At 68.6% G+C, this 17,576-nt stretch carries 14 protein-coding genes (1 of these 14 cut by a window edge); 10 read left to right on the top strand and 4 right to left on the bottom strand.

The genetic code is table 11. The features are described 5' to 3' along the window. Together P7L68_RS24075 and P7L68_RS24070 are read left to right on the top strand one after the other, a co-directional pair. A protein-coding gene (locus P7L68_RS24075) for an autotransporter domain-containing protein (protein ID WP_372002350.1) crosses the window boundary here: on the top strand, positions 1-1,214 show its 3' portion. It extends 2,146 nt beyond the left edge of the window; 1,214 of the gene's 3,360 nt are visible here — the last part of the coding sequence; its start codon lies beyond the left edge, outside the window; it ends in the stop codon at positions 1,212-1,214. 107 nt (positions 1,215-1,321) lie between these two features. Then, positions 1,322-2,101 (top strand): DeoR/GlpR family DNA-binding transcription regulator, encoded by a 780-nt coding sequence (locus P7L68_RS24070; RefSeq protein WP_372002348.1) that lies wholly within the window; start codon positions 1,322-1,324, stop codon positions 2,099-2,101. A 2-nt stretch (positions 2,102-2,103) separates the two neighbouring features. Here P7L68_RS24070 and P7L68_RS24065 read toward each other — a convergent pair whose 3' ends face one another. After that, on the bottom strand, positions 2,104-3,489 hold the full coding sequence (locus P7L68_RS24065; RefSeq protein WP_372002346.1) for a multicopper oxidase family protein: 1,386 nt from the start codon (positions 3,487-3,489) through the stop codon (positions 2,104-2,106). 190 nt (positions 3,490-3,679) lie between these two features. On the opposite strand from P7L68_RS24065, the gene P7L68_RS24060 reads away from it, so the two are divergent. The 4 genes from P7L68_RS24060 (at position 3,680) to P7L68_RS24045 (ending at position 9,129) form a co-directional block, all read left to right on the top strand. Next, the gene (locus tag P7L68_RS24060; RefSeq protein ID WP_372002344.1) at positions 3,680-4,492 is read left to right on the top strand and encodes a helix-turn-helix transcriptional regulator; all 813 of its coding nucleotides are present in this window, start codon (positions 3,680-3,682) and stop codon (positions 4,490-4,492) included. 143 nt (positions 4,493-4,635) lie between these two features. Beyond that, positions 4,636-6,783 carry a TonB-dependent siderophore receptor gene (locus tag P7L68_RS24055; protein ID WP_372002342.1) on the top strand — a complete coding sequence of 716 codons (2,148 nt, stop codon included), beginning with the start codon at positions 4,636-4,638 and terminating at the stop codon, positions 6,781-6,783. 4 nt (positions 6,784-6,787) lie between these two features. Next, positions 6,788-8,050 carry a RhtX/FptX family siderophore transporter gene (locus P7L68_RS24050; protein ID WP_372002340.1) on the top strand — a complete coding sequence of 421 codons (1,263 nt, stop codon included), beginning with the start codon at positions 6,788-6,790 and terminating at the stop codon, positions 8,048-8,050. Beyond that, positions 8,050-9,129, top strand: coding sequence for a PepSY-associated TM helix domain-containing protein (locus P7L68_RS24045; protein WP_372002338.1), 1,080 nt, complete (start codon positions 8,050-8,052; stop codon positions 9,127-9,129). Before P7L68_RS24050 ends, P7L68_RS24045 begins: the two co-directional genes overlap by 1 nt. Here P7L68_RS24045 and P7L68_RS24040 read toward each other — a convergent pair. Then, complete coding sequence (locus P7L68_RS24040; RefSeq protein WP_372002336.1) at positions 9,101-9,784, bottom strand: FMN-dependent NADH-azoreductase; 684 nt, start codon at positions 9,782-9,784, stop codon at positions 9,101-9,103. The genes P7L68_RS24045 and P7L68_RS24040 overlap by 29 nt on opposite strands. A gap of 109 nt (positions 9,785-9,893) precedes the next feature. Here P7L68_RS24040 and P7L68_RS24035 point away from each other — a divergent pair, with 109 nt between their 5' ends. From P7L68_RS24035 to P7L68_RS24020, 4 genes are all read left to right on the top strand, one after another. Then, positions 9,894-10,790, top strand: a complete 897-nt coding sequence (locus tag P7L68_RS24035) for a LysR substrate-binding domain-containing protein (protein WP_372002334.1) — start codon at positions 9,894-9,896, stop codon at positions 10,788-10,790. Next, a complete protein-coding gene (locus P7L68_RS24030) occupies positions 10,787-11,695 on the top strand; it encodes a LysR family transcriptional regulator (protein ID WP_372002332.1) in 909 nt (302 codons plus the stop codon). The genes P7L68_RS24035 and P7L68_RS24030 overlap by 4 nt, the downstream gene beginning before the upstream one ends. Before the next feature lie 63 nt (positions 11,696-11,758). Further along, a complete protein-coding gene (locus P7L68_RS24025) occupies positions 11,759-12,718 on the top strand; it encodes a DMT family transporter (protein ID WP_372002330.1) in 960 nt (319 codons plus the stop codon). Positions 12,719-12,840: 122 nt separating this feature from the next. After that, entirely contained in the window at positions 12,841-14,154 is a 1,314-nt protein-coding gene (locus tag P7L68_RS24020) for an NAD(P)/FAD-dependent oxidoreductase (RefSeq protein ID WP_372002328.1), read from the top strand. A gap of 26 nt (positions 14,155-14,180) precedes the next feature. On the opposite strand, the gene P7L68_RS24015 is transcribed toward P7L68_RS24020, so the two are convergent. Both P7L68_RS24015 and P7L68_RS24010 read right to left on the bottom strand, forming a co-directional pair. Next, entirely contained in the window at positions 14,181-16,142 is a 1,962-nt protein-coding gene (locus P7L68_RS24015) for a TRAP transporter permease (protein WP_372002326.1), read from the bottom strand. Between the two features lie 134 nt (positions 16,143-16,276). Next, entirely contained in the window at positions 16,277-17,344 is a 1,068-nt protein-coding gene (locus tag P7L68_RS24010) for a TAXI family TRAP transporter solute-binding subunit (RefSeq protein WP_372002325.1), read from the bottom strand. Positions 17,345-17,576 lie beyond the last annotated feature (232 nt).

Below are 17,576 nucleotides of genomic sequence, written 5' to 3'. Positions count from 1 at the left end.
CCGCGGAAGAGGGCGTCACCGGCAGCTTCGGTACCGTGACCAGCTCGCTGGCCTTCCTGGACCCGACGCTCCGCTACGGCGCCAAGGACGTGACGCTCCGCCTGGAGCGCAATGATACGTCTTTCCGGAGCGTGGCCGGGACGGCAAATCAGCGTGCCACGGCGGCTGCGGTCGAAAGCCTGGCCATGGGCAACGCCGTCTACGACGCGGTCGTGCTGACTGATGCGAAGACCGCGGGCGCCGCCTTCGAGAGCCTGTCCGGTGAGCTGCATGCCTCGGCGGCCGGTGCGCTGATGCAGGGCACGATGGCGGTGGGCGACGTAGTTGCCGCCCAGGGTGCGCTCAGCGCCGGCAGCGCGGTTGTCGACGCCCCGGCCTCGGCGGCCTTCGGCGCCGGGCGGATGTGGCTGCAGGCCTATGGCGCCTGGGGCTCCAACGACGGCGACGACGTCGCCTCCATCGACCGCAACACCTCGGGTACGCTGTTCGGCCTGGATGCCGCGGTCGGCGAAAGCTGGCGGATCGGCGCCTTCGCAGGCTTCGGTCAGGCCTCGGTCAAGCAGGACGGCACGGGGAGCAAGCTTGATGCCGACAGCTATCATGTCGGTCTTTATGCCGCGACCCGTATGGGCGGCTTCGGCGCACATCTGGGCGCTGCCTACAGCCTGAACGATGCCGAGACCACCCGCCATGTCGCCTATGCCGGCACCACCGAGACCCTGACGGCGGATTACGACGTGAATGCCGCCCAGGTCTTCGGCGAAGTGAACTATCGCTTCGACACCAGCCATGGCGCTTTCGAACCCTTCGCCGGTGTGGCGCATGTCAGTCTGTCGGGTGACGACTTCACCGAGACCGGCGGCGCTGCGGCCCTGTCGAGCGACGGCGTCGACATGCGCACCACCTTCACGACACTCGGTCTGCGCACCGTGCAGGAATTCGGCCTGGGCGAGACCCCGGCGGCCTTCCGGGCGGAGCTTGGCTGGCGTCATGCCTTCGGCGACGTGGACCCCGATGCGGATCTGCGCTTCGCGGCCGGCGGCTCGGGCTTCGGCGTAACCGGTGCCGCAATTGCAGAGAACACCGCCATTCTGCGCACCGGCCTCGACATCGGGCTCACTGACGACACCGCGCTGTCGGTCGGTTACGGCGGACAGTTCGGCAACGATGCGACCGACCACTCGGTCACGGCGAAGTTGCGCATCCAGTTCTGATCGCACCGACCGCGGTCAGATCGGACGGGGAGGGGGACACCCCCTCCCCGTCTGCGTATATAGTGAGGTCTCATCAGTGCGAGACCTCATCCGGTTTCGAGGGACGAATGGACGATACGGACAAGAAGAGCCGACGGCAGGCACAGCTCGTCGCGCATCTTCGGCAACATCGCTTCATCTCGCTCGACGAGATTTCGACCCGCTTCGGGGTGACCACCCAGACGGCGCGCCGCGATCTCATCGATCTGGAAGAGGCGGGGCTGGTCCGCCGGCTCCACGGCGGCGGCACGCTTGCGGCGCCGCCCATCGATCCGCCGACCTATCGTCAGCGCCGGGTCGAGAATGCCGGCGGCAAGGCGCGGATCGGTGCACGGGTTGCAGAACTGGTCGGGGACGGATCGGCGGTCTTCCTTGATACCGGCACCACCTGTGAAGCGGTGGCGCAGGCGCTGACCGGGCGGCAGAATCTGCGGGTCGTGACCTACAGCCTGCGCAGCGCCGCATTGCTGAGCGAGGTGGAAAGCGCCACCGTCGCGGTTCCGGGCGGTTTCGTCCGCCATGTCGATGCCGGCGTTTTCAGCCACGAGACCGTCGATTTTATCGGCGCCTTCCGCTTCGATACCGCGGTGATCTCGGTCAGCGGCATCGACGAGCACGGCATCATGGGCGATGACGATCATGGCGAGGTGCAGGCGGTGCGGGCGGCCATGCAGCAGGCGAAGCGGACCATCCTGGCGGTGGATGGCAGCAAATTCTTCCGGCGTGGCCTGGTCTCGCTTGCGGTCATCACCGAGGTCGATCTGGTCGTGACCGATACCCCGCCGCCCCCCGCCATCACGGCCCTGCTCTCCGTGGCGGGGGTTGGGGTGGAACTGGCGGGCGGCTGACGTCAGGCTTCGACGCGCAGATAGCCGGTCAGCCCGGTCTTCTGGTGTTCGATGACATGGCAGTGGAAGGCCCAGTCGCCGGGATTGTCGGCGACCAGGGCCACGTCCATGGTCTCGCCGGATTGCAGCAGGGCGGTGTCCGTCAGCAGGGGCAGGATCTCGCGCTTGTCCGACCGCAACAGCCGGAAGGTCAGCCCGTGGAGGTGGATCGGATGGTCGTTTGGCGATTCGTTCCGCAGCCGCAGCACATAGGGCTTCCCCTGTTTCAGGACCGCGAGCGGCGCCATCGGGTCGGGGGTGTCGCCTTCCCAGGCGATGCGGTTGATCGACCAGAAAGTGTAGCCCAGCGTGCCGCAGATGCTGGCGACCGGCGGCTTGCCGCCGGGTGACCAGCCGAAGACGAATTCCAGAATGTCAGCCTGGGCAAGATCCGGCTCTGCGACCGGATTGGCGGCCAGCGGCTTCAGTTCCATCAGGCTGCGTCGGGCGCTGCTGCCGGTCGGCCGGAAGCGGGCGATGGCCTGCGGCCCCTGGGGCAGGCGCAGGGCCAGGGTGACGATCTCATCCGCGCTGTCGGGCATCCGCAGCGCGATATCGGCGCGCTGGCCGGGCGCCAGCAGCACACCCTGGGGCGGCAGCGGCCGGGGCAGCGGGTTGGAATCGAGTGCGATCACCTGCGCCTCGCCGCCGGTGACCTCGTAGAGACCGACCCGGGTGACGTCGGTGACCGCCAGTCTGAGCCGGATCAGCCCGCCTGCCGGCAGGTCGTAGATCGGTTCCACCTGCCAGTTCACGGTCGAAACCGTGCCCAGCGTGCCGCCCCGGGCCGCGGCGCGGGCGCGGAAGAACTCGATGAACTGGCCGTCCTTGCCCAGGCGGAAATCCCGGATATTGAGCGGCAGGTCCCGGTCGAAGCCGGGATCCTCGTCTTCTTCCACGATCAGCAGGCCGGTCAGGCCGCGGCCCATCTGTTCCAGCGTGTTGCAATGGGGATGGTACCAGAAGGTGCCCGCATCCGGCGGCGTCAGGGTGTAACGGAAGCTCTGCCCCGGATCGATCGGAGCCTGGGTCAGATAGGGAACGCCGTCCATGGCGTTCTCGATCCGCAGGCCATGCCAGTGGACCACGGTCGTCTCGGCGAGATTGTTGACGACATCGACGGTGAACGGCCGGCCGCGGTGCATGCGCAGCACCGGCGGCGGCCCGTCGGCGGCAAAGCTCATCATGTCGCGGGTGACCGTACCGGGCAGGATCGGGTGGTCGAGCCCGCCCACCGGCAGGGTCATGTCGGCCGCAGCCATACCCCGGCGGGTGATCAGGCTGGTGCCGGCGGCGATGGCCAGGCCGGCGGCGCTGCCGAGCAGGAATTCGCGGCGGGTCACGGCCATTCTCGACTGCCCTCTGTCATGGAACCACCGGGCCGATCCTCGCAGGACCTGCGCGAGTTTCAAGCCGCCAGACCCGCGCAAATCGCCGCAGCTACCGGGCCGGGGTCTGTTGCGACTGATTCTCAATAAATGCTAGGGTCGCGGCAAGTGATTCCTGCCCTGCCCCGTCGACGGGGCTGGAGGTGTGCGCATGTCGGTCTCATCGTTCAGCATCGCGGTTGCGGATGGTGTCTTCCGCGCTGATCCGTCGGCCTTGCCGACAGAGACGGTGCTGCCCGGTCTGAAACTGGGCCTTGTCATGAACGGCCGTTTCGGCCTGACGGTCGAGGGCGGCAGGGATCTCGACATCGCCGGGCCGGCGATCTGCCTGCTGGTGGCCGAACGGGCCTTCGAGACCCGCCACGGCATGACGGCGCAGGATGGTGTGCGCTACGTGACCATCGCCCTCGATCCCGCCTCTCGCGATGATCTGCTCGGCAGCGATGCGGAACGGCTGGGCGCCGGATCCATCGCACCGGGCATTCATCAGGCCCGGGCCGGGCGGACGGCCTGCGCTTTGGCCCTGCAGATCGCGACCTGCCCGTTCTCGGGGGGTATCGGCCGGGCCTGGCGGGCGGCCAAAGGGCTGGAACTGGTCGCGACGGTTGCAGCCGGCTTTCTTGAGACCGACGGCCGGAGTGCGCGTCTGAGCAGTCGCGATCTGGAGCGGCTGCGAGAGGCATATCACATCCTGAAGACCGCGCCGGCCGATGCACCGACGCTGCCGGTTCTGGCGAGGCGGGTGGGGATGAATGTCCGTAAGCTGACGGATGGTTTCCGCCGTCAGTTCGGCACCAGCATCGCCGATTTCCTCGCCGAGGAACGGTTGCAGCTGGCCTATCGCCTGATATCGACCGGCGAGATGGGGGTCGCCGAGGCGGCCTATCGGGTGGGCTACAGCCCCAACCATCTGTCCACGGCCTTCCGGCGCCGCTTCGGCGTATCGCCAGGCCGGCTGCGCTGATCCGGCCCCTCCGCCCGTCAGCGGAGGTCTGACTCCTGCCATCGTAGGCCTCCGGCGTTTCGGGGACCGGCTGCAGATGCGATTGATTCGCAGCGCAATGCGTGCCGTCCGTTTCCGTTCCCGCCGCCATCAGAGGCCTGCCCATGCCGCTCTCCCGCCCCGGCTCCGCCCGGCTGTCGTCCACGCTCCTGATCGCCGCAGGGCTGCTCTCGAACGCCTGTCCGGTTCTTGCTGCCGATCTGCAGGAGGCCGAAACCCTGCCGGCCCTTCAGGTAGAGGAGACACGTCCCGCCGCCTGGAAGCCGGCCGGCGGCGTGGTCGCCCGGACCGCGACCATTGGCACCAAGACCGATGCGCCACTGTCAGAGACGCCGCAATCGGTGTCGGTGGTGACCCGCGAGCAGATGGAAATGCAGCAGGCTCAGAGCCTGGGGGAGGCACTGCGCTACACGCCGGGCATCGTCACCGGCCTCGCCAATTCCGACAATCGCTACGACCAGCTCACCATCCGCGGCTTCAATGCCACCACGCTCGGCCTCTATCGCGACGGGCTCCGGCAGATGTCGAACCAGATGACCACCCGGATCGAGCCCTTCGGTCTGGAGCGGATCGAGGTGCTGCGCGGCCCCGCCTCGGTGCTCTATGGTCAGGCGGCACCGGGCGGGCTGGTCAATGCGGTCACCAAGCGCCCGACCGCCGATCCGCTGCACATGGTGGACATCTCGGGCGGGACCCACGACCGGATGCAGGCGGCCGTGGATCTGGGCGGGCGGCTGGTGGATGACGGCCGTGCCCTGTTCCGGCTGACGGCGCTTGCCCGCGATGCCGATACCCAGATCGACCATAACCGCGACGACCGGATCTATGTCGCCCCGGCGCTGACCCTGTCGCTGGGCGAGGATACCAGCCTCACTTTGCTCGCCAGCCGTCAGCAGGACGAGGCGGGAACGCCGGGCCCGCTGCCCGCCTCGGGCACGGTGCTGCCCAACACCCATGGCCGGATCCCGATGAACCGCTATTCCGGCGATCCGTCGCTCAACGAATTCGACCGCACCCAGACCGCCTTCGGCTGGGCTTTCGAGCATCGTTTCGACGATCGCTGGCAGCTGCGTCAGAACACCCGCTATGACCGGCTCGATTTCGATCAGGCCAATGTCTACGCCTACACTCCGCTTGCGACCGACGGCACCATGGTCAACCGGGGCGCCTATCGCTTCGGTGTCGATGCGGATCTCTTCAACACCGACACCCAGCTCCAGGCCGACTGGCAGGCGGGGCCGGCGTCTGTCACTTCGCTCTTCGGCCTCGATTACCGCTACAACGCCGAGGATTTCTACCAGTTCACGGGGGCGGCCACGCCGATCGATCTCTATGATCCGGTTTATGGTCAGGCGATCGCCAACCCGTCGCTCAAGGTTTCGGACAACACCACCCGGATCGACCAGATCGGCGTCTATAGCCACCAGCAGATCCGCCTGCCCCAGGGGCTGGTGCTGAGCCTGGGCGGCCGGCAGGACTGGGCCCGCAGCCGGGTCACCGACCATATGGACAACGAGGCCCGCACCAGCCGGTCGGATGATGCCTTCACCTGGCGGGCGGGGGCGGCCTGGGCCTTCGAGACTGGCCTGACCCCCTATGTCTCGTGGTCGACCTCGTTCTCGCCGGTCTCGGGCACGGATGTCGATGGCCGGGCGTTCCGGCCGTCGGAGGCGGAGCAGCTGGAAGTCGGGGCCAAATTCCAGCCCGACGGCTTCGACAGCTTTTTCACCCTGGCCTGGTTCGATCTGACCCAGACCAATGTCGTCACGGCGAGCGCCACCAACCCGGCTGCCCGTTACCAGATCGGCGAGATTCGTAGCCGTGGTATCGAAGTGCAGGCGGTGGCCGAGCTGGGCAGGGGGGTCAGCCTGATCGGCGCCTATACCTGGCAGGACCCGGAGGTGACCCGCAGCCTGGGCGTCGATCTGCACAAGAAGCCCACGGGCATTCCCGATCACATGGCGTCGCTCTGGGGCGACTATACGGTTCGGTCCGGCCCGCTGGCCGGGCTGGGGCTGGGGGCCGGTGTCCGCTATGTCGGCGAAAGCGCCGGCGATGCCCGCAACAGCTTCACCGTGCCAGATGTCACGCTCGTCGATCTGGGGGTGCGCTATCAGCTGGGCGACTGGCGGGTGGCGGTGAATGCCAGCAATCTCTTCGACCGCTACTACGTCGCCGGCTGCTCGTCCGAGGCCAATTGCAGCCTGGGCTATGAGCGCACGGTGGTGGCCAGCCTGCGCTACAGCTGGTGACGCCATGATCAGAAGAACCGGCCGTCCCGTCGCCTTCCTGATGATCACCGCCCTCTACGTGACCCAGGGGATTCCGCTGGGGCTGGCGATGGAGGCGCTGCCGGGGCTGCTGCGCCAGCAGGGGGCCGCCCTCGACCGGCTTGCCTTCCTGCCGCTGGTCGGGCTGCCCTGGGTGCTCAAATTCCTCTGGGCCCCTCTGATCGACGACCATTGGTCGCCGCGTATCGGCCGTCGGCGGAGTTGGGTGCTGCCGATGCAGTCGCTGGTGCTGGCAACCCTGCTGGCCGTGGTGGCGACCGGGGTGTCCGAGAGCGTCTCGGGCTGGCTGGTGGCGGGTTTCGCGCTTGCCTCGCTTGCCAGCGCCACCCAGGACACCGCCACCGACGGGCTTGCGGCCGAACACTTCCAGGGTCGTGATCTGGCCCGAGCCAACGGCATTCAGGTGGCCGGGACCATGATCGGCTTCTTCTTCGGCGGCTCCGGCACGCTGGTGATGGCGGGCCTGATCGGTCTGACCGGGGCGCTGCTGGTGGTGGCCGGGGTGGTTGCGGCCGGGCTGGTGCTGGCCCTGTTCTGGCGGGAGGGGCTGGCCCTGCAGCGTGGCGACGCGCCGCGCAGCCGGGCCAGCCTCAAAGCCTTCGCCACCCGGCCCGGCGCACTGCCCCTGCTGGCGGTGGCCTTGCTTTCCGCCGTCACCGCCAGCGCCGGCTTTGGTCTGTGGAAGCTGTTCCTGATCGATGCCGGCTGGACGATCGCGGCGGTCGGCCGGCTCGGCATCGCGGCCGGTGCCGTCACCATTCTGCTGGGCTGTGGTGGCGGCGCGTGGATGGTGACACGTTTCGGCGCCTGGCGGGCGCTGTTTGCCGGGCTTGGTGCTTCGGGGGGCGCGGCACTCGCCTGGTCCGCACAGGCGGTCGGGGTTCTGCCTCTCGCCTCCACCCCGTCGCTTCTGTCGCTGCCCTTTCTTGCCGCGGCGCTCGGTGCCTTCGGCGCCGGGGCAGCCTCGGTGGCGGCGATGGCGCTGGCCATGCGCTTCGCCGCATCTGCCGGTCAGGCCGGCACCGACATGACATCGGTGCAGAGCACCCGGGATCTGGGTGAAATCGGTACGTCCTCGGCGGTGACCCTTCTGGCCGCGTCCGCCGGCTATGGCGGTGCCTTCCTGGCGGTGGCCGCGGCAGCCGGTCTCGCCGTTGCTGCCGTTTACCAGGCCCGACGATCGGCAGCCCTCCGTCTGGCCGAGGCCGGGCTGCGGGAGGCGCCGTGATGTCCCGATCCGTCCGGCCGTCCTGGCGCAGGATCTGGTTGCGGCTGCATCTCTGGCTGGGGCTGACCATCGGGCTGGTGGCTGCCCTGCTCGGTCTGACCGGTGCCGCTCTGGTGCTGAAGGAACCCTGGCTGCGCCTTGAACTGGGGGCAATGGCCGACCCTGCCGATCCTGCGGCGATGCCGCTTGCGCCCGATCTTCAGGTGAAAGCGGCTGAAGCGATCGCGACCGCACCCCGCCGTCTGGTGTCGGTGGCCGCCCCCGGCAGCGGACCGATGCCGGTCGCAGCCGTGCTCGCCCTGCTGACCGAACCGGCCGATAACGGCGGTCCGCGCTTTGTCGTGGGCACCATCGATCCGGCGACCGGGGCCGTGCTCGGCATCCGCCCGTTCGACGATCTGGCTTTTGCACGGCTGCTGGATCTGCACCGGGCCCTGCTCGGTGGCAGAACGGGCGCGGGGCTGGTGGCTGCTGTCGGGATGGTGCTGTGCCTGTCGCTTGTAAGCGGGGCGTATCTCTGGTGGCCGGGGCGGGTCGGGGACCGACCGCGCCCGGGTTTCTGGCGCCGCCGTCTGCTGCCGTCATTCAGGGGGCCCTGGCACCGGCAGGCCAGGGTGATGCATGCGACAGCAGGCATCTGGCTGCTGCTGCCGCTGGCCGTGCTGGCCGTGACCGGCACGCTGCTCGCAAGGCCCGACCTGATCGGCGGGGGGCGTCGTGCACCGCTGCCGGTGGCGGCATTGCCGGTCCCTGGCGGGAGCTGCGAAGCCGTACCGGATGCCGCCGCCGCGGTACGCCTGGGCCTTCAGGCAGCAGACAGCGGCCGCTTCCTTGGGGTCATGATGGCCGGTCCGGGCTGGGTCGTCACCACCACCGCCGGGACGGTGATGGTCGATGCAGGCTGCGGTTCCGTGCGCGGCATGCCCGGCGGGCCGGATCTGCATGCTGTGATGAACGGGGTGCACGGCCGGCTGATGCTGGGATGGCCCGGACAGGTGGTGGTGTTTCTGGCCGGGCTTGCCTTGCCGGGATTTTATGTCACCGGCCTCGTCACCTGGCTGCGTCGGCGGCGGCGGTGAGACTGTCGACCAGCCGGTCCGCCTCAGTTTCAGCCGCGGCGATGGCGGCGGCGAGCCGGTCGCCGCCGAATTCATCACCCTCGATCGCCACGACCTCGACCATGTTCAGGCCGATATAGCGCAAGGGCGCCGCGAGCCCCGGCACAACCAGATCGTTATGGGCCTGAACGCCCCCCGGCCCGTACCCCAGATCGCCGCGCGCGGTCATGATCACCGCCCGCTTGCCCGCCGGCAGCATCGGCCAATAGGGCGTGTCACCGCGGCTGCGGTCGAAGCCGAAGGTCACGCCCACCCGCACGATGTTGTCGATCCAGGCCTTCAGCGGTGCGGGCATGCCGAAATTGTACATGGGCGCACCGAAGATCACGAGGTCGGCGGCAAGCAGTTCCGCCGTCAGCCGGTCACTTTCGGCAAGCCGCGCCTGCATGGCCCCGGTCCGGGCGTCCGGGCGGGTGAAGGCGGCCCGGACCCAGTCCGCATCGACGGGCGCCGGGGGCGCAAGGCCGACATCGCGGCGCAGGATCGCGTCGCCCTGCCGGTGCTGCTGCCATCGTTCGACGAAGCGCGCGGTCAGCCGGCGGGTGTGGGAGCCATGGGGGTCCGTGCCCGAGCGGCCGGGGCGGGCGCTGGCATCGATCTGCAACAGCCGGAGCATGATGTGATTTCCTTCATTCATCGAAGCTGAAGATGGCGACAGAATTGCCCGGCAGGCTGCCGTCTGACAAAATCGTATCCCTCAGGTGATGATGAAGTCTGGCTCATCCATGCTGCCCCCCCGAAAACTGCCGCCGCTGCAGGCGCTGAAGACCTTCGAAGCCGCCGCCCGCCATCAGAGCTTTCGGCTGGCGGCGGCGGAGCTGGGCGTCACGCCCACGGCCGTCAGCCATCAGATCCGCCTGCTGGAAGAGACGCTGGGCCAGCCCCTGTTCGAGCGGCGGGTGCGGCAGGTGGTGACCACGCCGGCCGGCGACCGGCTGTTTCCGGTGCTGCGCGACGGCTTCGATGCCATGGCGGCAGCGGTGGCGGCGCTTCGCCCGCCGGCTCCGCGGCGTGCGGTGACCCTGACGGCGCTGGGCCTGTTCACGGCAAAGCGGCTGATCCCGGCGCTTGGTCGGTTCCGGGAACGGTTCCCCGGTCACGAGCTTCGTCTGCATGCTTCGGATGATGTCGTCGACCTCGGCACCGGCATCGCCGATCTGGCGGTACGTTACGGCCGGGGACCCTTCCCGGGGCTCATCGCCGAAACCCTGGTGACCGATCGTTTCGGCGTGGTGGCGAGCCCGCGGCTTGGCCTGCATGTGCCCGAGGATCTTGCCGGTGTGCCGCTGCTGAGGGTGGAGTGGCGGCGGCAGGAGCGGGTGCCCGACTGGCGGGCCTGGGCCATGGCGGCCGGCCGGCCGGAACCCGTGGGCACGGCCGTTCTCAGCTTCACCGATGATGCCCATGCCATCCAGGCGGCGATCGCCGGACATGGTGCACTGATCGCCAGCCTGACCCTGGTCGCCGACGATCTTGCCGCCGGCCTGCTGGAAGCGCCCTTCGGTCCGGAACTGCCGGGGGACGGCTATCATCTGCTGATCCCGCCTGCGGAACGATCGGCCCCCGATGTGATGGCGGTGCGCGACTGGCTGCTGGACGTTGCCGGCAGGAAGATCTCATGATCCGCGCGGCTCCCAAAATCACCCTCGGTCAGCTCAGACTGTTGCTCGCGGCGGTCGAGACCGGCAGCGTCGGCGCAGCCGCCCGGCGCTTCGGCCTCACGCAGTCGGGCGCATCACAGGCGCTTTCGGCGCTGGAAAAGACACTGGATGTCGAGCTGCTGGTGCGCACCCGCGGTGGTGTGACCGCGACTGCCCTTGCCGAAACCCTGCTCGCCGACGCGGCCGATGCGGTTGCAGCGGTCGACCGCATCGCCGCCCGGGCCAGGGCGGCTGCGGGGCGCCAGGAGCGGCCGTTGCGGATCGCCGCGATCCCCAGCATCGCAGAACGAACCCTGTCCGCCTGGTGCCGGCGATTGCGCCAGCTTGCCCCCACCCTGGTCACGGGGGCGTTCGAAGGCGGCCATGGCGAGGTGGGCGCGTGGGTCGCCCGCGGCCTTGCCGATATCGCCGTCACCTCGGTGGTGCCAGAGGGACTGCCATCGGTCGCGCTCCGGCCCGAGGCGCTCCTGGTGGTGGGGCGTCGGGACGACCCGGATCTTCAGGCGGCCTCGGTGCCGGTCGCCCTGCTGGCCGGTCGGGCGCTTGTGCTTGCCGGCGGCTGCGAGCCGGTTGTGGAACCGCTGCTCGGTGGTGGCGCCGTGCCGCGGCCGGGCGACATCACCACGGCCGGGCTGACCACGGCGCTGGAGATGGTTCGCCAGGGCCAGGGGGTGACTCTCTTTGCCGCGACGTCCTTTCCGCGCGATGACGTGGACGGATTGACCGTCAGGCCGCTGGACCCTCCCGTGACCCGCCGATTGCATCTGGTGTTCCGTGCGGAGACCGTCGAGAGCGGCGTCGTGGACCTGCTGCTCCGGGTGCTGGAGGAGGAAGGGTGGACGGCTGAAGGTCATAAGCCGGGCTGATGACCGCTCATGCGTGCATTCCATGGCAGCGGGGCCGGGGGAAGATGGGATGATGGGGCATCGATGAAAGGGCCTGTGCCGATGCCTCCGCGCAACACCATGATGACCGATACCGCCCGCCGGGGCGCAACCTCCGCCGCGCCGTCGGGCGCGGCCTTCACGCTCGGCATCGCCTGGGGGCTGCTGGGGGTGCTGGTGTGGTCCGGGTCCTTCATCCTGACCCGCTTCGGCGTGCAGACCACTCTCGGTCCTTTCGACATCATTGCGCTCCGCTTCATCGTCGCCGGTCTGTTGCTGGCCCCGGTGATCCTGCGCCGCGGGCTTGCCTGGCGGCGGCTGGGGCCGCCGGGCCTTGCGCTGCTGGTCGTGGGGGGTGGGGCGCCCTATGCCCTGCTGTCGGCCGCCGGTCTGCAATACGCCCCCGCAGGACAGGCCGCGGCGCTGATCCCTGGATTGATGACCGCTGCGGTGGCCTTGATCGGTATCCGGGCATTGGGGGAACCGCTTACCCCGCGACGCATGGCGGGCGTCGTGGCGGTTCTGGCGGGCAGCATCACCATTGCCGCGGTTTCCGCCGGGCCCGGCCAGACCCCGGGGCATGCGATTTTCCTGTGTGCGGCGCTGGTCTGGACCGGATATGTGATGGTGCTGCGTCGCTCGGGCATTGACGGCCTGCATGCCACGGCGATTGCCGCGGTGATGTCCGCCCTCTGCTATCTGCCTGTCTATGCGCTGTTCCTGCCATCGGCACTGGCGACGGCTCCGTTTGCCGACATGGCGATTCAGGCGATCTATCAGGGCGTGGGGGCCACCGTTCTCGGCCTCTATGCATTCAATCAGGCGGTCCGGCGGCTTGGGGCTGGCGGAGGCGCGGCGCTGAGCGCGTTGATCCCGGTGGTGACCATGGGGCTTGCAGCCCCCCTGCTGGGCGAAGTGCCCGGGCCGATCGATCTGGTGGCGGCACTTCTCATCACGGCCGGCGTGCTGTTGCTGACCGTCATGCGCGGGCATGGGCGGCGCTGACCTGCGGCTTCCGGCTTCCTTGACCGCCCTCGGGGGCCGCCTGATACTCTCGCCGGGCGCCCTGTCATCTCCCGGCCGGGAAAGGGGGCGTCTTCGTGCCGCCAGAAGGAAGGTCCTGCCCGATGTGCGCCGACGTCACCACCGCCCCTGTCCCGGCGCTTGCGCCCGAACCGCATGTCCGGTCGCGCTATGCCGCAGACAATCTGGGGCGGATGCGCCGACGGCCGCCGCTCGACGGGGATCTCAGGGTCGATCTCTGTGTCATCGGTGGCGGACTGGCGGGGCTGTCGACGGCGATCGAGGCGGCGGAGCGCGGGCTCAGCGTGGCGGTCGTCGAGGCGCGGCGGATCGGCTGGGGAGCCTCGGGCCGCAATGGCGGCCAGCTGCTGAACGGTTTTGCGGCCGGCGCCGACCGGCTGATCGGCAAGGTGGGGGAGGAAAAGGCCCGCACCATGTGGCGGATGAGCGTCGAGGCGCTGGATCTGGTCCGCGACCGTATCGCCCGTCACGGGATCGATTGCGACTTCACCGAAGGCGTGCTGATGGCCGCGTTGAAGCCCCGTCATATGCGGGGTCTGGAAGCGGAGCTGGCGCGCGAGCGCGCCTGGGGCTATGACCGGTCCGGGCTGATCCCCGCCGCCCGTATCCGCGAGTATGTCGGCAGCCCGCGCTATATCGGCGGCATGCTGGACCGGGGCGCCGGCCATCTGGATCCGCTGGCTTATGCGCTGGGCCTTGCCCGTGTGGCCGAAGAGGCGGGTGTGCGGATCTTCGAGGAAACCTCCGCCACGGCCCTTCATCGGGGCAGGCCGCCCCGGGTCGAGACGCCGCATGGCACCGTCACCGCCGATGCGGTGGTCGCCGCCGCCAATCACGAGAACGGGCGGCTGATCCCCGAAATACGCTGGAAGGTGATGCCGGTCGGCACCTATGTGCTGGCCACCGAACCGCTGGATCCGGCGCTTGCCGAGCGGCTGCTGCCCGGCAGGGTGGCGGTGTCCGACTGCAAGTTCGCGCTCAACTATTTCCGCCTGGCCGGCGACCGTCGCATGCTGTTCGGCGGCCGGGTCAGCTATTCGACGCTGGAGCCGCTGAACCTCGACACGGCAATGCGCCGGACCATGATCGGCATCTTCCCCGATCTGGCCGATGTGCCGACCGCCGAGGTCTGGGGCGGGTTCGTCGACATCACCCATGACCGCACGCCGCATTTTACCGCGGTAACCCCCGACATCCTGGTGCTGCAGGGGTTCTCAGGCCATGGCCTGGCCGCCACGGCGCTGGCCGGGCGGCTGGCCGCCGAGGCCGTGACCGGTGACCGCAGCCGTTTCGATCTGTTCCACGGCCTGCGCCATATCGATTTTCCCGGCGGCTGGGCGCGCACACCGCTGCTGGTTGCGACCATGGCCTGGTTCCGGCTTCGGGACATGCTGTAGTCGCAAAGCCGGAACCAGGAGGCGTCTTATTCCGCAGCCAGTGCGGCCGGCCGTGCTGCGCGTTCGCGGCGGGCCAGGATGATCTGGACCGTGGTCACCAGCACGAGGGCCGCCACGGCCGCGACCGTCGACAATGCTTCGGGCAGGATCAGGCCGAAAGCCGCCGCTGCCAGCAGCAGCCGCCAGCCCGGATGCAGCCGGCGGATCAGCCAGCCCTGATCGGCCGCCGCCAGCGCCGTCACCGCCACCAGGCAGGCGAGGGTGGAGGACAGGATGGCGAGCGGGGTCTGGTCCACGATCAGCACCCCCGGATGGTAGACCATCAGGAAGGGGATGATGAAGCCGGTCGCCCCCAGCCGGACCGCCGCCACGGCCTGCCGCATCGGATGCACGCGCGAGATCGAAGCGGCAGAGAAGGCCGACAAGGCCACCGGCGGGGTGATTGCCGACATGATGCCGAAATAGAAGATGAAGAGATGCGCGGTGATCACCGACAGCCCGAGCTGTGTGAGCGCCGGGACCACGGTGAAGGCGAGCAGCAGATAGGCGGGTGTCGTCGGCAGGCCGGTGCCCAGCACCAGAGAGGCGATCATCGTGGCGAGCAGCGCCGTGAACAGGTCGTTGCCGCCCACGGCCAGAACCAGCTTGCTGAAGGCGAGGCCGACGCCGGTCATGTTGACCACGGCCAGGATGATGCCGACGGCCGCACACATGGCGAGCAGGCCGAGCCCATCGCGTGCGGCTTCGATCAGCACCCGGACGACGACGCGCGGCCCCATCCGCATCGGTGCATGCCAGATACCGCCCAGAAAGATGACCGCGATGCCGGCGAGGCAGGCATAGGCGGGCGAATAGCCCGAGGCGAGCAGGGCGACGATACCGCCGGCCGAAGCGGCGACGGTCAGGCCCTGGATCACGTCTCCGCGGTCGACCGGCGGCAGATCCGCGGCGGCACGGGCATCGGCCGCCTCCATGCCGCCGGCCCGGGCGGCGAACAGAACCCTGAGCGAAATGCTGGCATAGAACAGCAGGCAGGGCAGGATCGATGCGATGACGATGGTGACATAGGGAATGCCGGTGATGTCGGCCATCAGAAAGGCGACGATGCCCATGACCGGCGGGGTGATCTGACCGATGGTGGAGGCGCAGGCTTCGACCGCGCCGGCGAAGGCGGGGCGATACCCGGCCCGGATCATGAAGGGAATGGTGAACGAGCCTGTGGCGAGCACGTTTGCCGGACCCGAGCCGGACAGGGAGCCGAAGCCCATGCTGGCGACCACCGCGGCCTGGGCAGGGCCACCGGGGACGCGCCGGGTGGCGCGGCCGGCAAGGCGGATGATCGAGTCGCCGGCACCGCTGGCCTGCAGGACGGCACCGTAAAGCACGAAGACATAGATCATCGACGCCATCAGCCCCAGCGACGAGCCCAGGATGCCGCCCTGGCCGAACATCTCTTCAAGTGCCACTTCAAGCCGGACACTGGAATGGTGCAGCACGCCCGGAAGCCAGGGGCCGGCCCAGATGAAGCCCATGAAGCCGACCACCAGCAGCGCCATGCCCATGCCGCAGGCCCGGCGGGTGATTTCCAGCGTCACGATCAGCGTGGCGCAGAACACCATCACGTCTTCGGGCAGCGGAAAGCCCATGCGGTACGAGAACATCTCGAACCAGTCGACGAACACATAGACCATCGCCGCCAGGATCGCGGCCAGAAAGATGATGGTCAGGGCGCGATCGGCCAGACGGCCGGCCCGGCTGCTGCGCCAGGTGGCGGGCAGGGTCGGGGTCGAAAACAGGATGGCCGCGGCGCCGAGCAGCAGCACCGCGCCGCGCTGCACCGGCAGTGGCAGTTCGCCCAACGCGATGGTCGCCAGGATGAAGATCATGAGGGCGAGGCCGCAGGCATCGGCGAGGCCGCGGGTGGTCCGCGTCCAGCCGTCGGAACGGGCCGCCGGCCGGAGGCCGGGGCCGTCGGTGATGACGCTCATGGGATGTGTCCTCGGTTCTGGTCGGAAGACGCAACGACCCCTGTCGGCCTGCCATGCGCCTGTCACGCGGCTGGCCGGTCGGTCGAATGTCTTCGGGATGCGTCTGTGGCGGGCGGCGGGGGGCGCGCCCCGGATCAGGGTTTCATGACGCCGGCTTCGACGTAGAAGCGCTTCGCGCCCGGATGGATCATGCCGCTGGCGCTCTGTACCGCCTGATCGAGCGACATGATCGAGAGTTCGCGCGAGGCCTGGCGAACTTCGTCGATGTTCTCCCACAGCGTCTTGACCAGCCGGTAGGCGACATCGTCGGGCATGTCACGGTGGACGATGATCTGCATGCGGGTCGTCCAGCTGACGACGGGTGCCTCGGGCTTCAGATGGCCGTCATAGGCAGTCGAGATGCGCTCCGGGGTCAGCGTGAGCAGATCGTAATAGTCCGCGGCCGGAAAGGTCTTGCGCCAGCTTTCCATGGCGACCGGATCCAGGCCGACATAGGCGAGATCGCTCTGCAGCGCCGCCGAGGCGACGGCACCTTGCGGCAGACCGCCCCAGAGATAGACCGCATCGAGCATGCCGTTGCGCAGCTCGTCCATGGCGGTGGAATATTCGAGGTACTGCGCCTTGACGTCGCCTTTGGCCGGATCCAGGCCATGGGCCGCCAGAAGAGCCAGATTGACTGTCCCTGAGAAGCCGCCCGGTGTGCCGACGGCGATGGACTTGTCGCGAAGATCGGCGAGGGTGCGGATGCCCGATCCGGCGCGTGCCAGATAATGTGCGACACCGCTTTCCAGCGTCAGCAGCACGCGGACCTCGTCATAATATTTGCCGTCCTCGGCCCTGCCCTTGAACATGAACAGCCCGTCGCGGGCATAGAGCAGATGCGGCGAGGCGATGATGCCGATATCCCAGTCCTTGTCGACCACGCCGCGCAGCAGCTTCGGCGTGCCACCATGGGCCACCACTTCCATGGCGACGCCCGACCGGGTTTTGTCGAGCAGGGTGGACCAGGTCACTCCCAGCGCGTATTCGTCGGAGGTATTGCTGATGGTCGCGAATTTAACCTCGACCGGGTCTGCGGCTGCGGCCGGCCCGATCAGCGACAGACCGGCTGCCACCCAGGCGCAAAACGCCATCGTTCCGGCAGCCGCTTTCAGGGTGGCTGCCAGTCCGCCGCGCCATGCGCGGCCCGTGCTCGTCCTCATCTGCCCCTGTTCTCCCCCTCATCGCTCCATCCCCAGGAGCGCGTCGATGCGGATGCGGGTCCGGCTTGCTTTGGCGTTTTCTCGTATCGAGATATGATACCGTTTATGAATCGCCTTATACGTGTTTTTCTATCTTTTAATTGAATCAGTTTCTCAGATCCATACCGAATTACGCGAATTTTGGCGGCGCTGCGGTTGTCCGGGCGACGGGTGCAGCGCTGCCGGGGTGAGG

The organism is Tistrella mobilis (genome assembly GCF_041468085.1).
Taxonomy (GTDB): Bacteria; Pseudomonadota; Alphaproteobacteria; order Tistrellales; family Tistrellaceae; genus Tistrella; species Tistrella mobilis_A.
The sequence above is the reverse complement of the archived record's forward strand: the minus strand, read 5'-3'. Positions and strand labels throughout refer to the sequence as shown.